General features: G+C 71.9%; 17 protein-coding genes and 1 pseudogene. 8 read left to right on the plus strand and 10 right to left on the minus strand.

The window, feature by feature from the left end:
* Positions 1-2 precede the first annotated feature (2 nt).
* The 7 genes from CRP52_RS22685 to CRP52_RS22715 all read right to left on the minus strand — a co-directional run bounded on the left by CRP52_RS22685 (position 3) and on the right by CRP52_RS22715 (position 7,568).
* A complete protein-coding gene (locus tag CRP52_RS22685; RefSeq protein ID WP_097240273.1) occupies positions 3-1,754 on the minus strand; it encodes a glyoxal oxidase in 1,752 nt (583 codons plus the stop codon).
* Positions 1,754-1,942 (minus strand): hypothetical protein, encoded by a 189-nt coding sequence (locus CRP52_RS22690; RefSeq protein WP_143685808.1) that lies wholly within the window; start codon positions 1,940-1,942, stop codon positions 1,754-1,756. Before CRP52_RS22690 ends, CRP52_RS22685 begins: the two co-directional genes overlap by 1 nt.
* A 246-nt stretch (positions 1,943-2,188) precedes the next feature.
* Positions 2,189-3,418, minus strand: coding sequence for an acyltransferase family protein (locus CRP52_RS22695; protein ID WP_097238060.1), 1,230 nt, complete (start codon positions 3,416-3,418; stop codon positions 2,189-2,191).
* 28 nt (positions 3,419-3,446) lie between these two features.
* A complete protein-coding gene (locus CRP52_RS22700) occupies positions 3,447-4,586 on the minus strand; it encodes an alpha/beta hydrolase (protein ID WP_097238061.1) in 1,140 nt (379 codons plus the stop codon).
* Between the two features lie 162 nt (positions 4,587-4,748).
* The gene (locus CRP52_RS22705) at positions 4,749-5,423 is read right to left on the minus strand and encodes a response regulator (RefSeq protein ID WP_097238062.1); all 675 of its coding nucleotides are present in this window, start codon (positions 5,421-5,423) and stop codon (positions 4,749-4,751) included.
* A complete protein-coding gene (locus CRP52_RS22710; RefSeq protein ID WP_097238063.1) occupies positions 5,420-6,766 on the minus strand; it encodes a sensor histidine kinase in 1,347 nt (448 codons plus the stop codon). The genes CRP52_RS22705 and CRP52_RS22710 overlap by 4 nt, the downstream gene beginning before the upstream one ends.
* Positions 6,767-6,878: 112 nt before the next feature.
* Positions 6,879-7,568 carry a TetR/AcrR family transcriptional regulator gene (locus CRP52_RS22715; RefSeq protein WP_097238064.1) on the minus strand — a complete coding sequence of 230 codons (690 nt, stop codon included), beginning with the start codon at positions 7,566-7,568 and terminating at the stop codon, positions 6,879-6,881.
* A gap of 216 nt (positions 7,569-7,784) precedes the next feature.
* Here CRP52_RS22715 and CRP52_RS22720 point away from each other — a divergent pair.
* Positions 7,785-9,408, plus strand: a pseudogene (locus tag CRP52_RS22720) (MFS transporter); the annotation flags it as partial.
* Positions 9,409-9,556: 148 nt separating this feature from the next.
* Here the strand turns inward: CRP52_RS22720 and aceE are convergent.
* Entirely contained in the window at positions 9,557-12,307 is a 2,751-nt protein-coding gene (gene aceE, locus CRP52_RS22725) for a pyruvate dehydrogenase (acetyl-transferring), homodimeric type (RefSeq protein ID WP_097238066.1), read from the minus strand.
* Positions 12,308-12,823: 516 nt separating this feature from the next.
* On the opposite strand from aceE, the gene CRP52_RS22730 reads away from it, so the two are divergent.
* The 5 genes from CRP52_RS22730 to CRP52_RS22750 all read left to right on the plus strand — a co-directional run bounded on the left by CRP52_RS22730 (position 12,824) and on the right by CRP52_RS22750 (position 16,941).
* Entirely contained in the window at positions 12,824-13,264 is a 441-nt protein-coding gene (locus CRP52_RS22730; RefSeq protein WP_097238067.1) for a DUF3052 domain-containing protein, read from the plus strand.
* Positions 13,265-13,564: 300 nt separating this feature from the next.
* Entirely contained in the window at positions 13,565-14,023 is a 459-nt protein-coding gene (locus CRP52_RS22735; protein ID WP_097238068.1) for a peroxiredoxin, read from the plus strand.
* A 255-nt stretch (positions 14,024-14,278) separates the two neighbouring features.
* Positions 14,279-14,854, plus strand: coding sequence for a TerD family protein (locus CRP52_RS22740; protein ID WP_097238069.1), 576 nt, complete (start codon positions 14,279-14,281; stop codon positions 14,852-14,854).
* Between the two features lie 257 nt (positions 14,855-15,111).
* Entirely contained in the window at positions 15,112-15,690 is a 579-nt protein-coding gene (locus CRP52_RS22745) for a TerD family protein (protein ID WP_097238070.1), read from the plus strand.
* 156 nt (positions 15,691-15,846) lie between these two features.
* Entirely contained in the window at positions 15,847-16,941 is a 1,095-nt protein-coding gene (locus tag CRP52_RS22750; protein ID WP_097238071.1) for a DUF475 domain-containing protein, read from the plus strand.
* A gap of 139 nt (positions 16,942-17,080) precedes the next feature.
* On the opposite strand, the gene CRP52_RS22755 is transcribed toward CRP52_RS22750, so the two are convergent.
* On the minus strand, positions 17,081-18,214 hold the full coding sequence (locus tag CRP52_RS22755; RefSeq protein ID WP_097238072.1) for a DUF2637 domain-containing protein: 1,134 nt from the start codon (positions 18,212-18,214) through the stop codon (positions 17,081-17,083).
* A 476-nt stretch (positions 18,215-18,690) separates the two neighbouring features.
* On the opposite strand from CRP52_RS22755, the gene CRP52_RS22760 reads away from it, so the two are divergent.
* Positions 18,691-19,425, plus strand: a complete 735-nt coding sequence (locus tag CRP52_RS22760) for a Tellurium resistance (RefSeq protein WP_097238073.1) — start codon at positions 18,691-18,693, stop codon at positions 19,423-19,425.
* 127 nt (positions 19,426-19,552) lie between these two features.
* Here CRP52_RS22760 and CRP52_RS40585 read toward each other — a convergent pair whose 3' ends face one another.
* The gene (locus CRP52_RS40585; protein WP_097238074.1) at positions 19,553-20,800 is read right to left on the minus strand and encodes a TerD family protein; all 1,248 of its coding nucleotides are present in this window, start codon (positions 20,798-20,800) and stop codon (positions 19,553-19,555) included.
* Positions 20,801-21,138: 338 nt separating this feature from the next.
* Here CRP52_RS40585 and CRP52_RS22775 point away from each other — a divergent pair, with 338 nt between their 5' ends.
* On the plus strand, positions 21,139-22,344 hold the full coding sequence (locus CRP52_RS22775) for an HpcH/HpaI aldolase/citrate lyase family protein (protein WP_097238076.1): 1,206 nt from the start codon (positions 21,139-21,141) through the stop codon (positions 22,342-22,344).
* Positions 22,345-22,451: the final 107 nt, after the last annotated feature.

A 22,451-nucleotide genomic window follows, 5' to 3' on the forward strand; every position in this document is an offset into this window, starting at 1 on the left:
GGTCAGACGGACGGGGTGAGCTGGATCCACTTCGCCTCGCTCGGCACGCCCTTGCCGTCGAGGAGGAAGATCATGTACCAGCCGGGCGGCGCGGCCTTGGCGTCCGGCGGGGCCTGCAACTGGATCCGGTTGCCGGCCTGGCTGGTGATCCGCAGGTCGAGGTACCGCTGGCTGGTGTTGACCGAGTGGGTGGAGGTGGTCGGCGCGAGCAGGACGGCCTTGACCACCTGGTCCGAGGTCGAGCTGGAGACCGTGAACTTCTTGTCGTAGCCGATCGGCACGGTCGGCGCGTCGTCCAGGTCGGGCCGGCTGCCCTGGTGCAGGTAGGCGGGCTCGTAGATCTCGATGGTGCCGTTCATGGTGACCGGCCCCGCGGTGCCGGGGATGCCGCTGACCGTGCGGTTGACGTCCGTGTTGTTGGCCAGCTGCTGGAGCTCGTCGCCGGTGACCAGGACGCGTCCGTCCGGCAGCACGACCGCGTTGGAGTGGTAGCCGCGCGGGAGGCGCTGGACCGGGCCGAGCTGCCAGTTGCCCTGGTCGTCGCGCAGCTCGATCTGGCGGTACTTGAGGTCCGCGTTGGGGTTGTACGGGCCGTTGCCGTAGTCGCGGATGTCGTAGGCGCCGTTGACGGTCATCAGCCGGCCGGTGGGCAGCAGGATGGTGTCGTCCTGGGTGCGGCCGAAGGCGCGGGACTTCTCGGCCGTCCAGGTGCCGTTGGAGAAGCGCAGGGTGCTCGGGTTGTCGCGGTCGCCGCCGAGGATCAGCGCGGAGTCCGGGCCGTTGGTGCCGTTGGGGAGCAGCACCGCGGAGCCGTAGTTGCGCTTGCGGCCGTCGGGGCGGGCCGCCAGGTCGCTGCGGGACTCGACGACCGGGTCGAACTTCCACTGCTCGGCGGGCTGGCGGCCGAACCCGTAGACGTTGCCGTCGTTGAGCGAGAACAGGTGCGGGTAGTCGGTGGTGAACGGGGCGTCCACCTTGAACCGGTCCACCGGGGTGTCGGTGGGCAGGTCGGTCTTCCTCACCGGGACGGCGAAGGGCTTTGCGGGGAAGCGCTCGACCACCGGGGTGGGGGTGCCGTAGCCGAGTTCGGACTGGCCGGACATGATCAGCTGGCGGCCGTCGGCGCCGGTCACCACGGAGGGGTACCAGCGGCCGACCGACATGTCGGGGTTGCGGGTCCAGGTCTCCGTCCACGGGTCGAAGATCAGCGAGAGCTTGGCGCCGGTGCCGCCGTTGCCGCCGAGGTTGCCGCCGAAGACGCCGAGCATGCCGTTGGGCAGGAAGGAGTGGCCGGAGCAGAAGAACGGCGCCGGGCGCTTCTCGCCGAGGCCGTCCGGCATGTCGACGACCGGCGGGTTGACCTGCTTGAACGCGTCCGGTCCGTAGTTCTTCCTCGGGTCCCAGAGGAACGCCCGGCCGGCGTTCTCCTTGCCGGTGGTCTGGGTGGGGGCGGGCTCCTTCTCCGGGTTGGTCTCGATCCGTTCGAAGGAGAAGAGCAGCACCTTGCCGGTCGGGAGGAGTGCGACGTGGTCGCCGAAGTCGGGGGAGTCGAAGTACTGCCTGAACGCGCCGAACACCGCCGGGTCGAAGGCCTTGTTGTGGTCGGCCTGGGAGGCCGTCAGTGCGTTGTACCGGTTGGTGCGGGTGGTCTGCGGGTAGTCGCCGATGCCGCGGATGGCAGCGCGCATCCGGGCGTGCTCCTCGGCGTGCTCCTGGCCGAGTGCCGCGACCTCGTCCTGCCGCAGTTCGGCCATCACCCGGGGGAGTCGACGTGCGGGGCGAGGTCGTCGGCTCCCGGGGCGGCCGGTCCGCCGTGGGCGACGGCCGGGGCGACGGCGCTCAGCAGGGTGCCGGCGGTCACCGCGAGGACCACGGCGGTGCCCGCGAGCCGGCGGCGGGCCCGGGGCCGCGGCGACTGTGGGCGGGATGGGGGCATGGGCATGGGACTCCTCAGGAGCGGGGGTGGCTGGGGGTGTCGTCGAATGCGGACGGACGGGCCGAGGGGGGCGGGCACGCTCCTGCGAAGGTCGCCGACGGTCACAGGACATCACAGTGCGTGGTGGTTCGCATGCGGGTGCACTTCCCTGCTGCAACCCTCGGGTGAGGGGCGTGCAGACTGCCCGAAGGGGGCGTGGACCGACTGGTCCACGCCCCCTTCGGGCAGTGCTCCACCGGTGCTTCGGCAGGCTCACACCACGCCGAGCGCGTACGCCGCGAACAGCGCCGCCGCAGTGCCGGCCACCGCCTTCCCGGCCCGGGAGAAGGACGTCCACGGCCCGTCGAACCGCCGGGTGAACCACCCGATCGCCGCCAGGGCGACCCCGAACAGCGGAAGCAGCGCCAGCCGGGCGGCCACCCAGCCGAGCGAGTCCGGTGCGGTGGTCAGCCCCGGGACGGCACCCAGCCCGGCCGCGCCCGGCACCGCCACCGCGAGCATCGCGCTCTGGTGCCAGCAGAAGATCGTCATCGCCGACAGGTTGACCACGACCACCGGCAGCCACAGCAGCGGACGGCCCGTCAGCAGCCGGCCCAGCCGCTCCCGCAGCAGCATCGCGGCGCCGCACTGGAACGCCGCCAGGGCGAGCACCAGCAGGGACGGCGGGTGCGAGTTGGTGCGCTCGGCCCCGGGCACGCCGACCATGCTGGCCGGGTAGTGGAACACCAGCAGCAGCACCGCGAACAGCGCACCGCCGCCGAGCAGCAGCACCCGGGCCGCCGGGCGGCCGAGCCGGCCCTGCGCCCAGAGCACGCCCAGCTGGTAGCCGAAGAGCCACCCCGGCAGGATGTTCAGCAGCGCCACCCAGGACGGCACGGCCTGCGCCCACGGCCCGTACCGCAGCAGGTCGACGGCGGCGACCGAGACCACCAGCAGGCCCGCCGACCAGCCGCCCAGCCGGCGCCCGGCGGCCACGCAGAGCGGGGTGAGCGCGGTCAGCCCCAGGTAGACGGCGATGTACCAGAGCGGCTGCACCACCAGCGTCGCGCCGGTGCGCACGGTGTCCGCGGGCACGCCGAGCGCGGGCAGCAGCGGGACCAGCAGCGCCCAGACCGCCGTCACCCCGAGCACCGGGCGCAGCAGTCGCACCGAACGGCCGCGTAGCCAACTGCCGTAGGTCTCACCGCGGTTCCGGGCCCGTTCCAGTGAGCGGACCGAGGAGTGGCCGCCGACCAGGAAGAACACCCCGAGCATCTGGAGGCCCCAGCTGATCGGGGCGAAGAAGCCGAGCGAGGAGAGCGGGCTGGCGTTGTGCAGGGCGCCGTCGGGGGAGAGGGTGAAGCCGCCGAGCATCCAGTGCCCGACCGGGACGGCGAGCAGGGCGAGGGCGCGCAGTCCGTCCAGGGCGCGGTCGCGGGTGGCGGGCGTCTGCGCGTCGACCTTCTCGGCGGCGCGGCGCAGGGTGGCGAGCGGGTGGGCCATGTCGGTGCTCCTTCCGGGAGGTGCGGGGTCAGCCGCGGCCGAGGGCGACGGCGGCGTAGGCGGCGAGGGAGGCGGTGCCGGGGGCGAAGTAGCCGGTGTGGCCGTGGGATCCGGTGGCGGGCAGCGGGCGGGCGCCGAAGCCGGGGGCGGTCGGGTCGGCGCCGTGGCCGAGGCCGAGCAGCCGGACGTTGGGCACGTCGCCGATCCAGTCGGAGCCGTTGCGGGCGGTGGCCCAGAGCGGGACGCCGTGGTCGAGGTCGGCGGCCGAGTCGACGCCCATGCCGGGCGAGCCCAGCACCACCAGGCCGGAGGCCCGGGCCGGGCTGGGGTGGGCCAGGCCGCAGACCACCGAGCCGTAGCTGTGGCAGAACACCGTGGGCGGGGCCTCGGGGCGGGTGCTGACGGCGAGTCCGTCCAGCAGCCGGGTCAGCCGGGTGGCGCCGGCCCGGGCGAGGTCCTCGGTGGCGGCGTCCACGCCGAGGCCGACCGGGGTGGTGTAGCCGGCCCAGGCGACCACGGCGGTCTGCGTGTCGGCGGCCTGCTGCTGCTCCTCGGCGCGGAGGGCGCGGGCCATGCCGGCGGGAGTGCCGTACGGGTCGGCGGTGCGGTCGAAGCGGAGCAGGTCGATGTCCGAGCCGGGGACGATCACGGCGGTGCGGCGGGCGGTGGCCAGGTCGCCGTACACCTCGGCGACCTGGCCGCGGCCGCGCGGGTCGAAGGCGAGGATCTGCCGGTCGCCGTCCAGCAGGGTGCGGTAGCGCTCGGCGCGGGTGCGGGCGGCCTCGTGGTCCTGCGGGGTGAGGGAGGGGTCGGTGGCGCGGGCGAGTTCGCGGGTGCGTTCGGCGGCGAGGGCCAGGGCGTTGGCCCGGTAGCGGAGGGCGACCGGGGCGCCGTCCAGGTTGCCGACCACCAGCGGGTGCCGGGCGGCCAGCGCCCCCTGCCGGTCCTGGGGCAACTCGGCGAAGAACGAGGCGACTTGGGCCGGGGCGGCGGTGGCCGGGTCGGGCAGTCGCAGGCCGAGCGAGGTGTCGGCCGTCCAGGCGGCGGTGCCGGGCGGCGGTCCGGTGAGGGGGGTCTGGGTGTCGGTGGCCCAGCCGCCCGCGCCGAGCACCGCGGCCAGTGCCACCGCGGCGGCGGCGATCGTCCGTCCGGCCCGAAATCTGCGCATGTCCCTGCTCTCCCTCGTCCGTTCGACTGGCGACGGAGAGGAAGGTAGGGACGCGACGGCCCCGCGGACGTCACTCCGCGGGGCCAACTGCCGGGTGCTACCGGGGTATCAGGAGGATTTCCCCCGCACTGACCTGGTGCCACCGGGGTGGGGACAACCCCCCTACTGGCCTGGCGTCACCAGGCCCGACTCGTAGGCGAGCACCACCGCCTGGGCGCGGTCGCGCAGGTCGAGCTTGGCGAGGATGCGGCCGATGTGGGTCTTGACGGTCTGTTCGGCGAGCACCAGGTGGGCGGCTATCTCCTGGTTGGACAGGCCGCGGGCGATCAGCTCCAGCACCTCGGTCTCGCGCGGGGTCAGGCCGTTGAGCCGCACCTTGGGGTCGCGGCGCTTGGCCGGGCGGGTGCGGGCGAAGTCCTCGATCAGCCGTCGGGTCACCGAGGGGGCGAGCAGCGCCTCGCCGGCCGCGACCACCCGGACGGCGGCGATCAGGTCGGCGGGCGGGGCGTCCTTGAGCAGGAAGCCGCTGGCCCCGGCGCGCAGCGCCTCGTACACGTAGTCGTCCACGTCGAAGGTGGTGAGCATCAGCACCTTGGGGCGGTGCGCGCCGGGCACTGCCGGGTCGAGCAGCCGCCGGGCGGCCTCCAGACCGTCCATGACGGGCATCCGGACGTCCATCAGCACGACGTCCGGGTGGGTGCGGCCGACGACCTCCAGGGCCTGCGCGCCGTCCGCCGCGTCCCCGACCACGTCGATGTCGCTCTGGACGCCGAGCAGGGCCGCGAAGCCGGCGCGCACCATGGCCTGGTCGTCGACGATGATCACGCGAATGGTCATGCGGTGGTCTCCCGGGGAGTGTCGAGGGGGTCGAAGGGCAGGACGGCGGCCACCTTGAAGCCGCCGTCCGGCAGCGGGCCGGTGTCCAGCCTGCCATCGACCAGCCGGACGCGTTCGCGCATGCCCACCAGGCCGTGCCCGGTGCCCTCGGCGGAGGCCTCCAGCGACTCGGTGCGCTCCGGCGGGGGCGCGTTGACCACCGTCACCAGCAGGGCCGGTCCGTCGGAGGCAGAGCCGGAGCCGGAGTCGGAGGAGAGCGAGACCCAGGTCCGCGCGCCGGGGGCGTGCCGCACCACGTTGGCCAGCGCCTCCTGGACGATCCGGTAGGCGGAGAGGCCGACGGCCTGCGGCACCGTCTCCACCAGCCCCTCGTCGACGCTCAGTTCGGCCGGCACCCCGGCCCGTCCCACCGTCTCGACCAGCTGGTCGAGTTGGCCGACCCCGGGCTGCGGGGCCTTCTCCCCGCCGGACTCCTCGCTGCGCAGCACGCCGAGCAGCCGGCGCATCTCGGCGAGCGACTCGCGGGCGGTGCCGGCGATCGTGGTGAACTCCTCGGCGGCTTCGGCCGGTACGTCGGGGATCCGGTACGGCGCGCTGGCCGCCTGCACCGCGATCACCGACATGTGGTGGGCCACCACGTCGTGCAACTCCCGTGCGATCCGGGCGCGTTCCTCCAGCAGGGTGCGCCGTTCGCGTTCGACCTCGCTGATCTGCTCCTGCTCGGTGAGCAGTCGGCGGGCCTCGGCGCGTTCCCGCAGGGCGCCGCCGAGGACCAGGACGGCGCCGGTCAGGGCGATCGCGAGCAGGCTGTTGTCGCCTCCCCAGTCCCGTACCGCGCCGATCACCGAGAAGGCGAGGCTCGCCCCGGCGGTGGCCAGCCAGACCGCGACCAGGGTCCGGCGTTCCTCGCGGAGGGCGAGCGGCAGCATCAGCAGCAGGTAACCGATCAGGGCGGTGGCGGGCCAGGGCCAGACCGGGGAGGTGTTCTGGCCGGTGGTGAGCGTCAGTGCGGAGGTCAGCAGGTTCGCCGATCCGACCATCCACCAGGCGGCCAGCGGCCGGGTGGGCGCCAGCAGCAGGGGGACGGTCTGGGCCACCGAGAGCGCCGCGGCGAGTCCGGCGTTGAGGCCGTAGTCGTGTGACAGCACGTTGATCGAGCTGGGCAGGAGCGAGGAGATCGCGGCGAGCGCGGCGGCGTACGGCAGGTAGCGCACCCACGGCCGGCGGGCCTGTGCCAGCAGCGGCGTGTGGTCGGTGGACGGGCGCAGCAACGACGCGAGCAACGAGGCGAGCCGGGTGCGCGGGGACGGGCCGCGGGACTGCCCGGGGGACGGCTGGATCATCCCGCCAGGGTAGGGGTGGGCGCGGTGGCCGGCGTCGGACCGGGGGCTGGATCCCGGGTAGTACCGGGGTGGTACGCCGGGACTGCCGCGGGAGCAGCGGGCATGCGGGAGGTCAGGTCGCGGGGGTGCGCCAGTGGCCGGCCAGGGCGGGGCCGAGCTGGTCGAAGTGGCGCTCGATCAGCGCGATCATGCCCTCCGGGCCGTCGGGTTCGCGGTCGGCCGTCCAGGACAGGTGGGCGGCGCGCAGCACGCTGCCGAAGACGGCGGCGAGCACGGTGGGCCGCAGGTCCTCGCGCGGGTCCAGTCCCTCGCGTTCGGCGAGCACCCGGACGACGATCCGTTCTTGTTCGGTGACCCGGCGCAGGTGGGCGGCGAGGAGGGTGGGTGCGTCCTCGATGAGCCGCATGAGTTCGAGGGCGCTGGTGATCGAGCCGGGGCCGGTGGCCTTGGCCTTCCCGAGGTCGCGCCAGGCCTTGACGATCGAGGCGCGCAGGGCCTGGAGCGGGGTCTCCTCGGCGGGGCGGTGGCGCAGGCACTCGATGAAGTAGTCCTCGGCCTCGGCCATGACGGCGAGCGCGACCTCGTCCTTGTTGGCGAAGTAGCGGAAGAAGGTGCGCTGGGAGACGTCGACGGCGGAGGCGATCTCGTCGACGGTGGTCCGGGCGAAGCCCTGGCCGAGGAAGAGCTCGTGGGCAGCCTGGACCAGGGCGTCCCGGGTCTGCTGCTTCTTGCGCTCACGCAGCCCGGGTGTCCGTCCGGCGTCCTCCGGGGCGGTGGCGGCGTGGGGGGTGCGAGCGGCCATGGCGGGGGCCTTCCGGAGCGCGGGTCGGGCGGGTGGGAGCACAACCTTAGCGTTCTGCCAAATGTCAGTAATGGCCAGAAGTCACTGTTTGCCTAATGTCAGCAGCTGACATAATCTGCGGCGAGTGGCGCCCGTCGGGCCGGGGCACCTGTGGGGACGGGTGGGCCGGGGCGCCACGACCACGTTCCGAACGAGCCACGCCCCCGGAGGGCCCAGATGAGCCAGTCCGTCGTCAAGAACTCCGAGGCGGACGCCCCGCCACCGCCGACGCCACCGTCCGGGGGCGGCCTCAAGGGGCACCCCTGGCTGACCCTGCTGACCGTCGCCGTCGGCGTGATGATGGTCGCGCTGGACGGCACGATCGTCGCCATCGCCAACCCGGTGATCCAGGAGAAGCTCAAGGCCGCGCCCTCCGAGATCCAGTGGGTCACCAGCGGCTACCTGCTCGCCCTGGCGGTCTTCCTGATCACGGCCGGCAAGATCGGCGACCGGTTCGGCCACAAGACCACCTTCCTGGTCGGCGCGGTCGGCTTCGCCGCGACCTCGGCCGCGATCGGCTTCGCCGGCAACATCCAGACCGTGATCGCCTTCCGGGTGCTGCAGGGCCTCTTCGGTGCGCTGCTCCAGCCCGCCGCGCTCGGCCTGCTGCGCGGGGCCTTCCCGGCCGAGAAGCTCAACATGGCGATCGGCATCTGGGGCGGCGTGATCGGCGCCTCCACCGCAGCCGGCCCGATCGTCGGCGGCCTGCTGGTCGAGCACGTCAGCTGGGAGTCGGTGTTCTTCATCAACGTCCCGGTCGGCCTGATCGCGCTGGCGCTCGGCCTGTGGATCCTCAAGGACGTCCGGGCCGAGAACGCCGCCAGGTCCTTCGACGTGCCCGGCATCGTGCTGCTCTCGGTCGGGATGTTCGCGCTGGTCTTCGGCATCATCAAGGCCCCCGAGTGGGGCTGGGGCGACACCCGGACGCTGCTGTACCTGGGCGGCGCGGTGCTGCTGATGGTGCTGTTCGCGCTCTGGCAGGGCAAGGCGCGCGAGCCGCTGGTCCCGCTCGGCCTGTTCCGCTCCGTCCCGCTGTCGGCGGGCGTGCTGCTGATGGTGCTGATGGCCTTCGCCTTCTTCGGCGCGATCTTCTTCGTGACCTTCTACCTGCAGAACGTGCACGGGATGAAGCCGGTCGAGGCCGGCGTCCACCTGCTGCCGATGACCGGCATGATGATCGTCGGTTCGCCGATCGCCGGCATCGCAATCGGCAAGCTCGGCCCGCGGATCCCGATCACGGCCGGCATGCTGATCACCACCGCCGCGATGTTCGGCATGTCCACCCTGGACACCGGCTCCGGCACCGGCGTGATGTCGCTCTGGTTCGTCCTGATGGGCCTGGGCATCAGCCCGGTCATCGTCGGCGCCACCGAGGTCATCGTCGGCAACGCGCCGCTGGAGCTGTCCGGCGTGGCCGGCGGCCTGCAGCAGGCGGCGATGCAGGTCGGCGGCAGCCTGGGCACCGCCGTGCTGGGCGCGCTGATGGCCGCCAAGGTCGGCGACGTGCTGCCCGGCAACTGGGCCAAGGCCGGCCTGCCGCCGGTCGAGGGCCCGCAGGCCGAGGGCCTCAAGCAGGCCGCCCAGCTCGGCATCGCCCCGCCGGCCCCGCCCGGCACCCCGCAGCAGGCGGTGGACGCGATGGCCGGCGCCGTCCACGAGTCCTTCGTCAGCGGCATGTCGCTCGCCTTCGTGGTGGCCTCCGTGGTGGCCTTCGCCGCCGCCCTGCTCGCCCTGCTCACCCGCCGCGGCACCACCGAGGCGGGCCCGGCCGTGCACATCTGACGCCCCCGCCGGTACGGCACGGCCCCGGACTCCGTGGAGGAGTCCGGGGCCGTCGTGCAGCCGGACCCGTCCCGCGGCACCAGGCCCCGGCACCGGTGTGGCGCCCGAGGAACGCCGAAGGGCCGGACCCCGTACGGGAGTCCGGCCCTTCGGCATTCAGCCGGTGATCAGGCGTCGCCGCCGGCGGCGCCCGGGTCGGCCGCGGCCACGTCCAGCAGCTGGTAGCGGTCGATCGCGTCCTTCAGCGCCGAGCGGTCGATCTTGCCCTGCTTGGCGAGCTCGGTGAGCACCGCCAGGACGACCGACTGCGCGTCGATGTGGAAGAAGCGACGGGCCGCGCCACGGGTGTCGGCGAAGCCGAAGCCGTCGGCGCCCAGCGACTGGTACTGGCCCGGCACCCAGCGGGAGATCTGGTCCGGCACCGCGCGCATCCAGTCGGACACCGCGACGACCGGGCCCTCGGCACCCTGGAGCTTCTGGGTGACGTACGGCACGCGCTGCTGCTCCTCGGGGTGCAGCAGGTTGAACTCCTCGGCCTCCACCGCGTCGCGGCGCAGCTCGTTCCAGGAGGTCGCGGACCAGACGTCGGCCTTGACGTTCCACTCCTCGGCGAGGATGCGCTGGGCCTCCAGGGCCCACGGCACGGCCACGCCGGAGGCGAGGATCTGGGCCGGGATCTGGCCGGCGGCGCCCGGCGCGTACTTGTACAGACCCTTGAGGATGCCCTCGACGTCCACGTTCTCGGGCTCGGCCGGCATCTTGATCGGCTCGTTGTAGACGGTCATGTAGTAGAACACGTCCTCGCCGTGCGGGTGCTCGGCGCTGGAGCCGTACATCCGCCGCAGACCGTCCTGGACGATGTGCGCGATCTCGAAGCCGTACGCCGGGTCGTACGCGACGACGCCGGGGTTGGTCGAGGCGAGCAGCTGCGAGTGGCCGTCGGCGTGCTGCAGGCCCTCACCGGTGAGCGTGGTGCGGCCGGCGGTGGCGCCGATCACGAAGCCGCGGGCCAGCTGGTCGGCCATCTGCCAGAACTGGTCGCCGGTGCGCTGGAACCCGAACATCGAGTAGAAGACGTACACCGGGATCAGCGGCTCGCCGTGGGTGGCGTAGGAGGAGCCGGCGGCGATCAGCGAGGCGGTGCAGCCGGCCTCGGAGATGCCGTCGTGCAGCATCTGGCCGGTCGGCGACTCCTTGTAGGCGAGGAGCAGGTCCCGGTCGACCGACTCGTAGGTCTGGCCGAGCGGGTTGTAGATCTTCGCCGACGGGAAGAGCGAGTCCATGCCGAAGGTGCGGTACTCGTCGGGCGCGATCGGCACGAAGCGGTTGCCGATGCCCTTGTCCCGCATGAGGTCCTTGAGCACCCGGACGAACGCCATGGTGGTGGCGATGGTCTGGTTGCCGGAGCCCTTCTTGACCGCCTTGTACGCGTCGTCGCCGGGCAGCTCCAGCTTGCGCGGGCGCACCTTGCGGGTGGGCACGTAGCCGCCCAGCTCGCTGCGGCGGTCGTGCATGTACTGGATCTCTTCCGAGTTGCGGCCCGGGTGGTAGTAGGGCGGGTAGCCCTCGTCGAGCTGCTTGTCGGTGATCGGCAGGTGCAGCCGGTCGCGGAAGCGCTTCAGGTCCTCGACCGTCAGCTTCTTCATCTGGTGGGTGGCGTTGCGGCCCTCGAAGTTGGGGCCCAGCGTCCAGCCCTTGACCGTCTGGGCCAGGATGACCGTCGGCTGGCCCTTGTGCTCGCGGGCCGCCTTGAACGCCGCGTAGATCTTCTTGTGGTCGTGGCCGCCGCGACCCAGGTGCTGGATCTGCTGGTCGGTCATGTTCTCGACCATGGCGCGCAGGCGCAGGTCGCCGCCGAAGAAGTGCTCGCGGATGTAGGCGCCGGTCTCGGTGGCGTAGGTCTGGAACTGGCCGTCCACCGTGGTGTTCAGCTTGTTGACCAGGACGCCGTCGCGGTCCTGCGCGAGCAGCGGGTCCCAGCTGCGGTCCCAGACCAGCTTGATCACGTTCCAGCCGGCGCCCCGGAACTGGGACTCCAGCTCCTGGATGATCTTGCCGTTGCCGCGGACCGGGCCGTCCAGGCGCTGCAGGTTGCAGTTGACCACGAAGGTCAGGTTGTCCAGGCCCTCGCGGGCGGCCAGGGAGAGCTGGCCGAGGGACTCGGGCTCGTCCATCTCGCCGTCGCCGAGGAAGGCGTACACCTGCGAGTCGGAGGTGTCCTTGATGCCGCGGTGCTCCAGGTACCGGTTCATCCGGGCCTGGTAGATCGCGCCGAGCGGGCCGAGGCCCATCGAGACGGTCGGGAACTCCCAGAAGTCCGGCATCAGCCGCGGGTGCGGGTAGCTGGACAGGCCGTACGGGGCCTTCGACTTCTCCTGGCGGAACGCGTCGAGCTGCTGCTCGGTGAGTCGGTCCAGGAGGAAGGCGCGGGCGTAGATGCCGGGGGAGGCGTGGCCCTGGAAGAAGATCTGGTCGCCGGACTCGCCCTCGGCGTCCTTGCCGCGGAAGAAGTAGTTGAAGCCGACGTCGTAGAGCGACGCGGAGGAGGCGAAGGTGGCGATGTGGCCACCGACGCCGATGCCCGGGCGCTGCGCCCGGGAGACCATGACGGCCGCGTTCCATCGCGTCGCGTTGAGGATCTTCCGCTCGATCTCCTCGTTGCCGGGGAAGAACGGCTCGTCCTTGGTGGCGATGGTGTTGACGTAGTCCGTGCTGCGCATCTCGGGCACGGCGACACGCTTCTCGCGGGCGCGCTCGATCAGCCGCAGCATCAGGTAACGGGCACGCTCACGCCCCCGCTCGTCGATGGCCGCATCGAGCGACTCCAGCCATTCCGCGGTCTCCTCGGGATCGAAGTCCGGGACCTGACTCGGAAGGCCGCCAATGATGATCGGGTTGCGATCGGATCCGGAAGCCACGCTGTTCCTTCACTGTCGGTCGAAACTGAGGTGTGTCGCGCCGCCTCCATCGTGCTACCGCGCTCGGAGATCCGTCATCTCTACCGATCGGTAACCGTTCCGCCTGGTGGGCGGTCCGGTCTGGCGGCGTGCGGCGCGGGCGTCATCGCCCGTTCCGCGCACCCCCGGGTGTTACGAAAAGAGGTGGTCCGACCTGGTGTCCCGTCCGCCCGATGGCGGGCGGCCGGGGTGAGGGCCAACAGGAGACTCTACGCCCGCGCACGCGCGGACCCGAATGCCGTTCGCATCTCGGGCACGCGTACGGCCTGTGGGCCGGGACCACCCGAAGCATCCTTGTCCCATGCAGAGAAGGGCAAATCGGTGTGATTCCTGACACGTCGAGCGGCGTGTCCCGGTGTGGCACGTCAACCTTTGGAGGGGATCGGGGGTCGGGTACTTGCGCGAACCGCCGCGCCCGTGTGGACTACGGCCACAGCCTCGGCATGGATGCCGAGCCGAATACTGGAGGTTATTCCCGTGAGCGCGACCGCGGACCCCGCGGACAAGTCCAACCCGGCGACCCGTCTCGGCTTCGAAGAGGGCCAGATCATCCAGGAGCTGGGGTACGACGAAGACACTGACCAGGATCTCCGTGAGGGCATCGAGGAGATCACCGGGACGGAGCTCGTCGACGAGGACTACGACGACGTCGCGGACGCCGTCCTGCTGTGGCAGCGCGACGAGGACGGGGACCTCACGGACTCCCTCGTCGACGCCCTGGAATACCTGGCCGAGGGCGGTCTGATCTGGCTGCTGACGCCCAAGACCGGTCGGGCCGGCCACATCGAGGCCTCCGAGATCGCGGACGCGGCTCGCACCGCCGGTCTGTCGCAGACCAGCTCGATCGCGATCGCCAAGGACTGGGCGGCCACCCGCCTGGCGACCAAGTCCACGGCCAAGCAGCCCAAGCAGCGCTGAGCGGGTTACCGAGCCGCACGCCGGGCCCCGTCGGAGTCGTCCTCCGGCGGGGCCCGGCGCTTTTGCGGTGCGGGCGTCTTTCGAGGTCTTCGCGTTCGCGTTTTTGCGCTCGCGCGTTTTGCGTTCGCGCGCTTTGGCGTTCGCGTGTTCTTGGCGTTCGCGCGTTCGCCCAGGGCGAAACGCGGCGGGCGCCGGACCCGCCCGCCTCATCCGTTCGGCGGAACGGGCCTCGACGAATGGCAGGATGTTGGCCTGGCCGCGTCCGCCGCGCGGCGCCGCCGTGTCAGAAAGGTCCCGTTCATGGCCATCGAGGTCGGCACCCAGGCCCCGGACTTCGCCCTCGGCAACCAGCACGGGGAGACGGTCCGGCTCGCCGATTTCCGGGGTTCGAAGAACGTGGTGCTGGTCTTCTACCCCTTCGCCTTCACCGGCGTCTGCACCGGCGAGCTGGGCACGATCCAGCGCGAGCTGGCGGGGCTGCAGAACGACGACGTCCAGGTGCTCGGCCTCTCCTGCGACTCGCAGTTCTCCCAGCGCGTCCTCGCCGACCGGGAGGGCCTGGAGTTCCCGCTGCTGGCCGACTTCTGGCCGCACGGTGAGGTCACCCGCGCGTACGGCGTCCTCGACGAGGAGCGGGGCTGCCCGCTGCGCGGCACCTTCGTGATCGACAAGGCCGGCACGGTGCGCTGGAGCGTCGTCAACGGCCTCCCGGACGCCCGGGACGAGCAGGAGTACCTGAAGGTCCTCGCCGGGCTCTGAGCCCCACGGCGGGCGACCGGTGCGGGATCGGGCGGGGTCCGGTAGGCGCCCGGCGTGGGCCTGGTGTGGGCCCGGCACCCGGCCGGCCGGGTGCCCGACGGCCGTGTCCGGCGGCAACCGCGCTGCGGACGGGAACCGCGTACTACGCTCGGGCCGTTGGCAGGGTGGGGTGCGGGAGCCGGTGCGCTCCCGGCCCCCGAACCCGCACCACCGGGGGCACCACCAAGGACGTGCCTCCCGATTCTTGGAGGACACGTGGGAGTCAGCCTCAGCAAGGGCGGCAACGTCTCGCTCACCAAGGAGGCCCCTGGGCTCACGGCCGTGGTCGTCGGCCTGGGCTGGGACGTCCGGACCACCACCGGGACCGACTTCGACCTGGACGCCAGCGCACTGCTCTGCAACGCCCAGGGCAAGGTCGCCTCGGACGGCAACTTCGTGTTCTTCAACAACCTGAAGAGCCCGGACGGCTCCGTCGAGCACACCGGCGACAACCGCACCGGTGAGGGCGAGGGCGACGACGAGGCGATCAAGGTCAACCTGGCGGGCGTCCCGGTCGACGTGGAGAAGATCGTCTTCCCGGTGTCGATCTACGACGCCGAGAACCGCGGCCAGAACTTCGGCCAGGTGCGCAACGCGTTCATCCGCGTGGTGAACCAGGCGGACAACACCGAGCTGGCCCGCTACGACCTCTCCGAGGACGCCTCCACCGAGACCGCGATGGTCTTCGGCGAGCTGTACCGCAACGGCGTCGAGTGGAAGTTCCGCGCCATCGGCCAGGGCTACGCCTCCGGACTGCGCGGCATCGCGCAGGACTTCGGCGTCAACGTCTGAGCCGTCGTCGGCTCTCGCCGGCGTCCTGCGGCGCTCGTCGGCACTCGGTGGCGCGGGCTTCGCGCCGTCCTCCCGGGGCGGCCCCGGACCTCCACGGTCCGGGGCCGCCCCGGTTCCGTCCGACCCGCTGCCGCGCCGTTCCGCCGCGCTGCGAGGATGTGAGTTCAGGAAGTTCAGCCGGCCAGAACGGGCCGGCCGGGGTCGCGGGGGACTAAACCTGTAAGGCGCCCCGGGAGAAGCAAGGGAGGAAGAACGTCATGGTGGTCACGCTCGCCAAGGGCGGCAACGTCTCGCTCACCAAGGCCGCGCCGAACCTGACGCAGGTCCAGATCGGTCTCGGCTGGTCCGCCCGTTCGACCACGGGCGCCCCGTTCGACCTCGACGCGAGCGCCCTGCTCTGCGGTGGCGGGCGAGTGCTCGGCGACGAGTACTTCGTCTTCTACAACAACCTCAAGAGCCCCGAGGGTTCGGTGGAGCACCAGGGCGACAACCTCACCGGCGGCGACGACACGGGTGACGACGAGGTCGTCCTGGTCAACCTGGACCTCGTCCCGGTGCAGGCCGACAAGGTGGTCTTCGCGGTCTCGATCTACGAGGCCGAGGCGCGGCTGCAGAACTTCGGGCAGGTGCGCAACGCCTACATCCGGGTCGTCAACTCGGTCGACGGCCAGGAGATCGCCCGTTACGACCTGTCCGAGGACGCGTCCGGCGAGACCGCGATGATCTTCGGCGAGCTGTACCGCTACGCGGGCGAGTGGAAGTTCCGTGCGGTGGGCCAGGGGTACGCCTCCGGCCTGCGCGGCATCGCGCTCGACTTCGGCGTGAACGTACAGTAAGGGCGGAAATCGGACCATCGGACCAATCGCACCCGACCCGATCATGAGAACAGAGGGCAGTGCGGGGGTGACCTGACCGGGCCGGGCCCGGTCAGGGGCGTCTCGGGGACGAGGCCGCCCCCGGCACGGCCTGAACCCGAAAGGTAGCCAACTCCCGTGTTCCTCCGCACATTCGGCTGGTCGTTCGCGATCACAGCCATCGGACTGGCCGCGGCCGGACTGCTCTGGGGAGCCCAAGGCTTCGGCATCGTGCTGATCCTCTCCATCCTGGAGATCTCCCTGTCGTTCGACAACGCGGTGGTCAACGCCACGGTGTTGAAGCGGATGAACCCGTACTGGCAGAAGATCTTCCTGACCGTCGGCGTGCTCATCGCCGTCTTCGGCATGCGCCTGGTCTTCCCGCTGCTGGTCGTCGGCCTCACCGCGAAGCTCAGCCCGGCGACGGTCATCGACCTCGCCCTGCACACCGACAAGACCCACAACGGCCTCACCTACGGCCAGTACCTGGAGGCGGCCAACCCGGCCATCGCGGCCTTCGGCGGCATCTTCCTGCTCATGATCTTCCTGGACTTCGTGTTCGAGGAGAAGGAGCACAACTGGCTGGGCTGGCTGGAACGCCCGCTGGAGAAGGTCGGCAAGCTGGACGCTCTGTCCACCGTCGTGGCCCTGGTCGCGCTGGTGCTGGCCTCCCACTTCTTCGCCGCCGAGCACGCCGAAACCGTTCTGCTCGCCGGTGTCCTCGGCCTGATCACCTACCTCGCCGTCAGCGGCCTCTCCTCGATCTTCGAGTCGGGCCTGGAGGAGGAGGCCGAGCGCGAGGAGGAGGCGGAGAAGTCCGGCAAGTCGGTCGTCCAGGTCGCCGGCAAGGCCGCGTTCTTCCTGTTCCTCTACCTGGAGGTCCTGGACGCGTCGTTCTCCTTCGACGGCGTGGTCGGCGCGTTCGCCATCTCCAGCGACATCTTCCAGATCACCCTGGGCCTCGGCATCGGCGCCATGTACATCCGCTCGCTGACCGTCTTCCTGGTCCGCAAGGGCACCCTGGACGACTACGTCTACCTGGAGCACGGCGCGCACTACGCGATCGGTGCGCTGGCGGTGATCCTGCTGGTCGGGATCGAGTACCACATCCCGGAGATCGTCACCGGGCTGATCGGCGTCGCCTTCATCGGGCTGGCGCTCGGCTCGTCGATCCTGCGCAACCGGCGCGAGGGCGCGGAGGAGCAGGCGGAGTTGGTGAGCAGCGGCAAGTAGCCGGCTGGGCACAGCCCGGCTCTCGGGCACGTGAAACGGCCGCCTCCGGGTTTCCCGGGGGCGGCCGTTTCGTGGTTCGGGCGGTGGTGCAGTGGTGGTGCGGTGCGGTGGCGTGGTGGTGCGGTGCTGGGCGCCTCGGTCAGCCGAGCTGCTGCTCGATCGCGCGCAGCTTGCGCTCCAGCGAGTCCAGCTTCGGCATCGACAGGGTGTCGTCGTCGGCCGTCAGGTCGACGGTCGAGCTGCGGTGCGACGAGCCGGAGAGGGAGGAGGAGTAGGAAGAGCCGGTGCCGGAGCCGGAGAGCGAGGAGGAGTAGGAGGGGGAGACGGCGGCGCGGGGGCGGCGGCCGGCATCCAGGGCGGCGGGCTCCAGCGAGGGGGTCGAGGGGGAGGCGTCGGACCCCGCGGCTAGAGCAGGCTCCGTAGCGCTCGGGCCGTCTCCGGCGGCCGTGAGGGCGGGCACCTGGCGGCCGCCGCGGCCCCGGGACAGCATGCCGCCGCCCTGGCGGGAGATGGCCTTCAGCTCGGCACGCTCGCGGCGGTCGGCCGTACGGGCGCGGGCCTTGGCGTCCAGCTTCGCCTGGCGCTCCTCGCGCACCTCCTCGACCGCCTCGTCCAGGCTGCGGACGTTCTCCAGCAGCATCAGCGACCAGGCCGCGTAGGTCTCGCGGGGGGCGCGCAGCCAGCGGACGATGCGGATCTGCGGCAGCGGGCGGGGCACCAGGCCCTGCTCGCGCAGCGCGGCCTTGCGGGTCTGCTTCAGCGCGCGGTCGAACAGGATCGCCGCCGAGATCGACATGCCGGAGAAGAACTGCGGGGCGCCGTCGTGCGAGACGCCGCGCGGGGCGTGCACCCAGTTGAACCAGGCCGAGGCGACCGCGAACACCCAGACCAGCAGGCGCGAGCCGAGCGCCGCGTCACCGTGGCTGGCCTCGCGCACGGCGAGCACCGAGCAGAACATCGCGGCGCCGTCCAGACCGAACGGGACGAGGTACTCCCAGCCGCCGGACAGGCCCAGGTTCTCCTTGCCGAAGCCGACCAGGCCGTGGAAGGACAGCGCGGCGGCGACACCGGCGCAGCAGAACAGCAGCGTGTACGAGGAGATGCCGTAGATCATCTCCTTGCGGCGGCGGCGCTCCTCGCTGCGCTCCCAGGAGTCGCCGGACTCCACCTTCTTCGAGCTCTTGAATCGCAGCGTCGCCATCAGGACGGCAACGAACAGCAGGGCTGCGCCGCCGACGACGGTCCAGACCAGCTGTATGGAGGTCAGGTTCATTGCGGGTCGGGCCTCGGGTTTCCGCAGGGGACAGGTTCACAGTGCGACACAGGCGATCAGGTCCCGCCGTACGGGCTCCGCCTGACGGTTCGTTCGTCGCCGCACGACGTGCCTGCCGCGCCCGGGCGGGGGCGGACGGGACACCTGTGCGGCTAGACGATATCGCGTCCGAAGGGGCGGCATGTTACGGGAGGTCGGCTTGCTCCCGCCAATCGACTCGCCGGTCGGTCGTCGGTCGGTCCTCGGTCGGTCGACGGTCGCCCGGCGGTTGTTCGTCGGTCGCCGGTGGTTCGCTGACGGTTCGGCGCTGGTTCGCTGTCGGCTCGCTGCTGATTCGTGGCGCGGATGACCGGCGGGCGGCCGGGCGGGGTAGAGGAGGGGGAGGACGGGGTATCCGGCGGCCGGGCGGATGCCCGATCATTGGTCGGCGGGCCGTCAGATCACCTGGCGGGAGCAGGGGGAGGGGAGAGGACGGGATGGTCTCGATCTGGGAGTACCTGCGCGGGGAGAGGAGCTACACCTTCGACAACCCGGGCGGTCAGCACAAGGTCATACTCACCAAGTCGGCCCCGCAGCACGCGATCACCGGGGCGGCCGCCACCACCGGCTACCTCTACGTCAACCTGCACTGGTCGATGCGCCCGGGCGCCTCCCGGCCGAGCACCCGCGATACGGTCAAGCGGTTCTTCAGCCCGCGGATCCTCAGCCCGCGGGAGCCGGACTCGGCGCAGAACAGCGAACCGCTGAACGTCGACCTCGACCTGGCCTGCATGTACGAGCTCTCCGACGGCTCCACCGGCGTCGTGCAGCCGCTCGGCGGCCTGTTCGGCGACCTCCAGAACCCGCCGTACGTCAAGCTCAGCGGCGACGACCAGTACGGGGCGCCCTCGGGCGAGACCATGTACGTCAACCTGGAGAAGAAGGACAAGTTCAAGCGGCTGCTGATCTTCGTCTACATCTACGACGGCACGCCGGCCTTCGAGCAGTCGCAGGCGGTCGTGACGATCGTGCCGCAGACCGGGCCGCGGATCGAGATCAAGCTGGAGGAACGGGCCCGGGCGGCGCGCTCCTGCGCGGTGGTGCTGATCGAGAACGCGGGGGACAACCAGCTGACGGTGCGGCGCGAGGTGCGGTACGTCAACGGGTTCCAGTCGGACATCGACCGGCTGTACGGGTTCGGGATGCAGTGGCAGCGGGGGTACAAGGGGTAGCCGGGCGGGGCAGCGAGTGGCCGGCCCCGGGCGGCGGGGCCGGCCGGGGCCGTTTCGGTGGAGACGTTTCGGTGGGGCCGTTTCGGGTGGAGCCGCTTCGGGCGGAGCCGTCCTTGTTGGGGCCGGGTCAGCGGGGCTGGAACTGGGGGCCCTGCGGGGGCAGGGCGAACTGCTCGCCGGTGGCCGGCGCCGGGGGCTGGGCCGTCGGCGGCTGCGGCGGGACGGGCGGCTGCTGGCCGGTGCCGGGCTGCGGGTAGCCGTAGCCGCCCGGGTGCGGCTGCGCCGGGACGGCGTGGTTCGGCTGGGGGTAGCCGTAGCCGGTGCCGGGTTGCTGCTGCGGATACGGCTGGGTGGGCTGCGGGTAGCCGTAACCGGTCCCGGGCTGCTGCTGCGGGTAGCCGTACCCCGTGCCGGGCTGCTGGGGGTAGCCGTAGCCGGTGCCCGGCGGGTGGCCGGGCTGGTGCGCCGGCTGGTGGCCCGGCGGCGGGGTGGGCGGGGCCGGGGGGACGGTCGGGGGCGCGGTGGGCGGCGGGGGTGTCGCCGGGGCGGCCGGTGCGGCGTTGCTCGGGGCGCCCGTCGGGGCGGCCGTCGGCGCGCCCGTGGTGGCGGCGACCGGGGCGGGGGCGGCCGGGGCCTGGGGTTGCGGGACGGCCGGGGCCAGGGTGAAGGTGCCGGGCTCGGGGGTGGTCGGGCGAGGGGCCGGCATCGGGGTGCTGCGCGGGTCGACCGCACCGGTGGGGGCGGCGCTGGAGGCGGGCGCCGGGGTCTGGGCCTGTCCCTGGGCCTGTCCCCGAGACTGGGCCTGGGCCGCGTCGGTGCCCTCGGCCGCGTCGTCGACGGTGATGCCGAAGTCGGTGGCCAGGCCGATCAACCCGGAGGTGTAGCCCTGGCCGACCGCCCGGAACTTCCAGGACCCGGCCCGGCGGTACAGCTCGCCCGCGACCATGGCGGTGACGTTCTCGGCGTCGCTGATCGCGAACTCGGCGAGTGCGGGCGCGGATTCACCGGCCGCGGCGTCGAACAGCAGCAGCCGCAGGCCCGGCACCGTGCGGAAGGACCCGCCCTCGGAGGAGCCGGCCAGCACCACGCGGTCCACCTCGGCGGGCAGCTTGCCCAGCTCGACCTCGACGGTGTCGATGATCTCGGCGCCGCCGGAGGCCTGCTGCTTGGGCAGGTGGCGGACCAGCCCGGATGGGTGGCGGGGTTGGTTGTAGAAGACGAAGTCGGCGTCCGAACGGACCTTGCCGTTGGCGCCGAGCAGCAGCGCGGACGCGTCCACGTCCGGCGCACCGGGCGCGGCGCTCCAGCGCAGCACGGCGCGGACCGCCGCCGCCGGCAGTGCGATGTTGGCGCCCTTGGCCATCACGTGCGTCATAGCCGACCATCCTGCCTGTTCGCCACCCCTTCGGACAACGTGACCGGAGCGGCCCGCGCCGGGTCGGACTTTGCCAAGACTTGCGCTTTTCGGGGTTTGTCGCCCCCGAGTCCATGATCGTCCAAGTGGACCGGGATGTTCCGGGAGTTCAGTGCCGGGGAACCGGGAACGGCTTGATCCCGTCCTTACGATGGGCGGTCGAGAGGCCCCGGGGTTCGGCGGAGGGACGGATCCGCCGCTGGCGGTCCGGGGAACCATGGAGCCCGGTCGGCCGGTTGACCAGGGTGTCGTCGCCGGCAACGGGCCGGGGGCCGGCCCACTTCCTGGAGGAGAGCACCATGCGCCATTTCGGCCACCTCGCCGAGGACGTACGCGGCCGGCTCTTCCTGGAGCAGCCGCGTGCGTTCACCGCGCAGAGCGAGCCCGAGGTGCTCGCCACCGCGCTCGGCGGCACCCTCTACAGTCCCGCCACCAGGCCCGCGCTGGCCGCCGACATCCGCAAACAGGCTGCTCGGGGCGTGGTGTCGATGGTGCTCTGCCTGGAGGACGCGATCGCCGACCACGAGGTCGACGCCGGGGAGCGCAACCTGGTCGAGCAGCTGAACGACCTGGTCAAGGATTTCACCGACTGCACACAGAGTCACCCACTGCTCTTCATCAGAGTCCGAGCTGCCGCTCAGATCCCCGACCTGGCCGAGCGGCTCGGTCCGGCCGTCGAACTGCTCAGCGGGTTCGTGCTGCCCAAGTTCACCCCGGAGAACGGTGGCGGGTACCTGGCCGCGCTCGCCGCAGCCGAGGCCGCGACCGGGCGGCGGCTGTTCGCCATGCCCGTCCTGGAGTCACCCGAACTCGCCCACCTGGAGACCCGGCGCGACCGGCTCTTCGCCATCGCCGACCTGCTCGCCGAACACCGGGAACGGGTGCTGGCCGTCCGGCTCGGCGTCACCGACCTCTGCTCCGCGTACGGACTCCGGCGCTCGCCCGACCTCACCGCGTACGACGTCGCGCTGGTCGCCGGGGTGATCGGGGACGTGGTGAACGTGCTCGGCCGGGCCGACGGCACCGGGTACACCGTCACCGGGCCGGTCTGGGAGTACTTCCCGGTGCAGGAGCGGATGTTCAAGCCGCAGCTGCGCCGCACCCCGTTCACCGAGGGCTCGTTCACCGCCCCCGGGACGACCCGCACCTCCGGCGAGGAGGTCCGCCGGCGGATCATCGAGCACGACCTGGACGGGCTGATCCGGGAGGTCGAACTCGACCGGGCCAACGGCCTGCTCGGCAAGACCTGCATCCACCCCAGCCACGTGCCCGCGGTGCACGCCCTCTCCGTGGTCACGCACGAGGAGTACTGCGACGCCCGCGACATCCTCCGGCAGGAGCAGGACGGCGGCGGAGTACTGCGCTCGGCGTACACCAACAAGATGAACGAGGCCCGGCCGCACCGGGCCTGGGCGGAACGGATACTGCTGCGGGCGCAGGTCTTCGGCGTCGCCCGGGAGGACGTGAGCTTCGCGGAGCTGCTGTCGGCCTGCCTGTGCGGCTGATCTCGTGAGACGGACATGACGAACGCACCAACGCACCACCGAAGGCCGCCGTACCGCCGAAGGCCGCCGTACCGCCGAAGGCCGCCGTACCGCCGAAGGCCATCGCA

The sequence above is a fragment of the Streptomyces sp. 1331.2 genome, from assembly GCF_900199205.1.
Taxonomy (GTDB): domain Bacteria; phylum Actinomycetota; class Actinomycetes; order Streptomycetales; family Streptomycetaceae; genus Kitasatospora.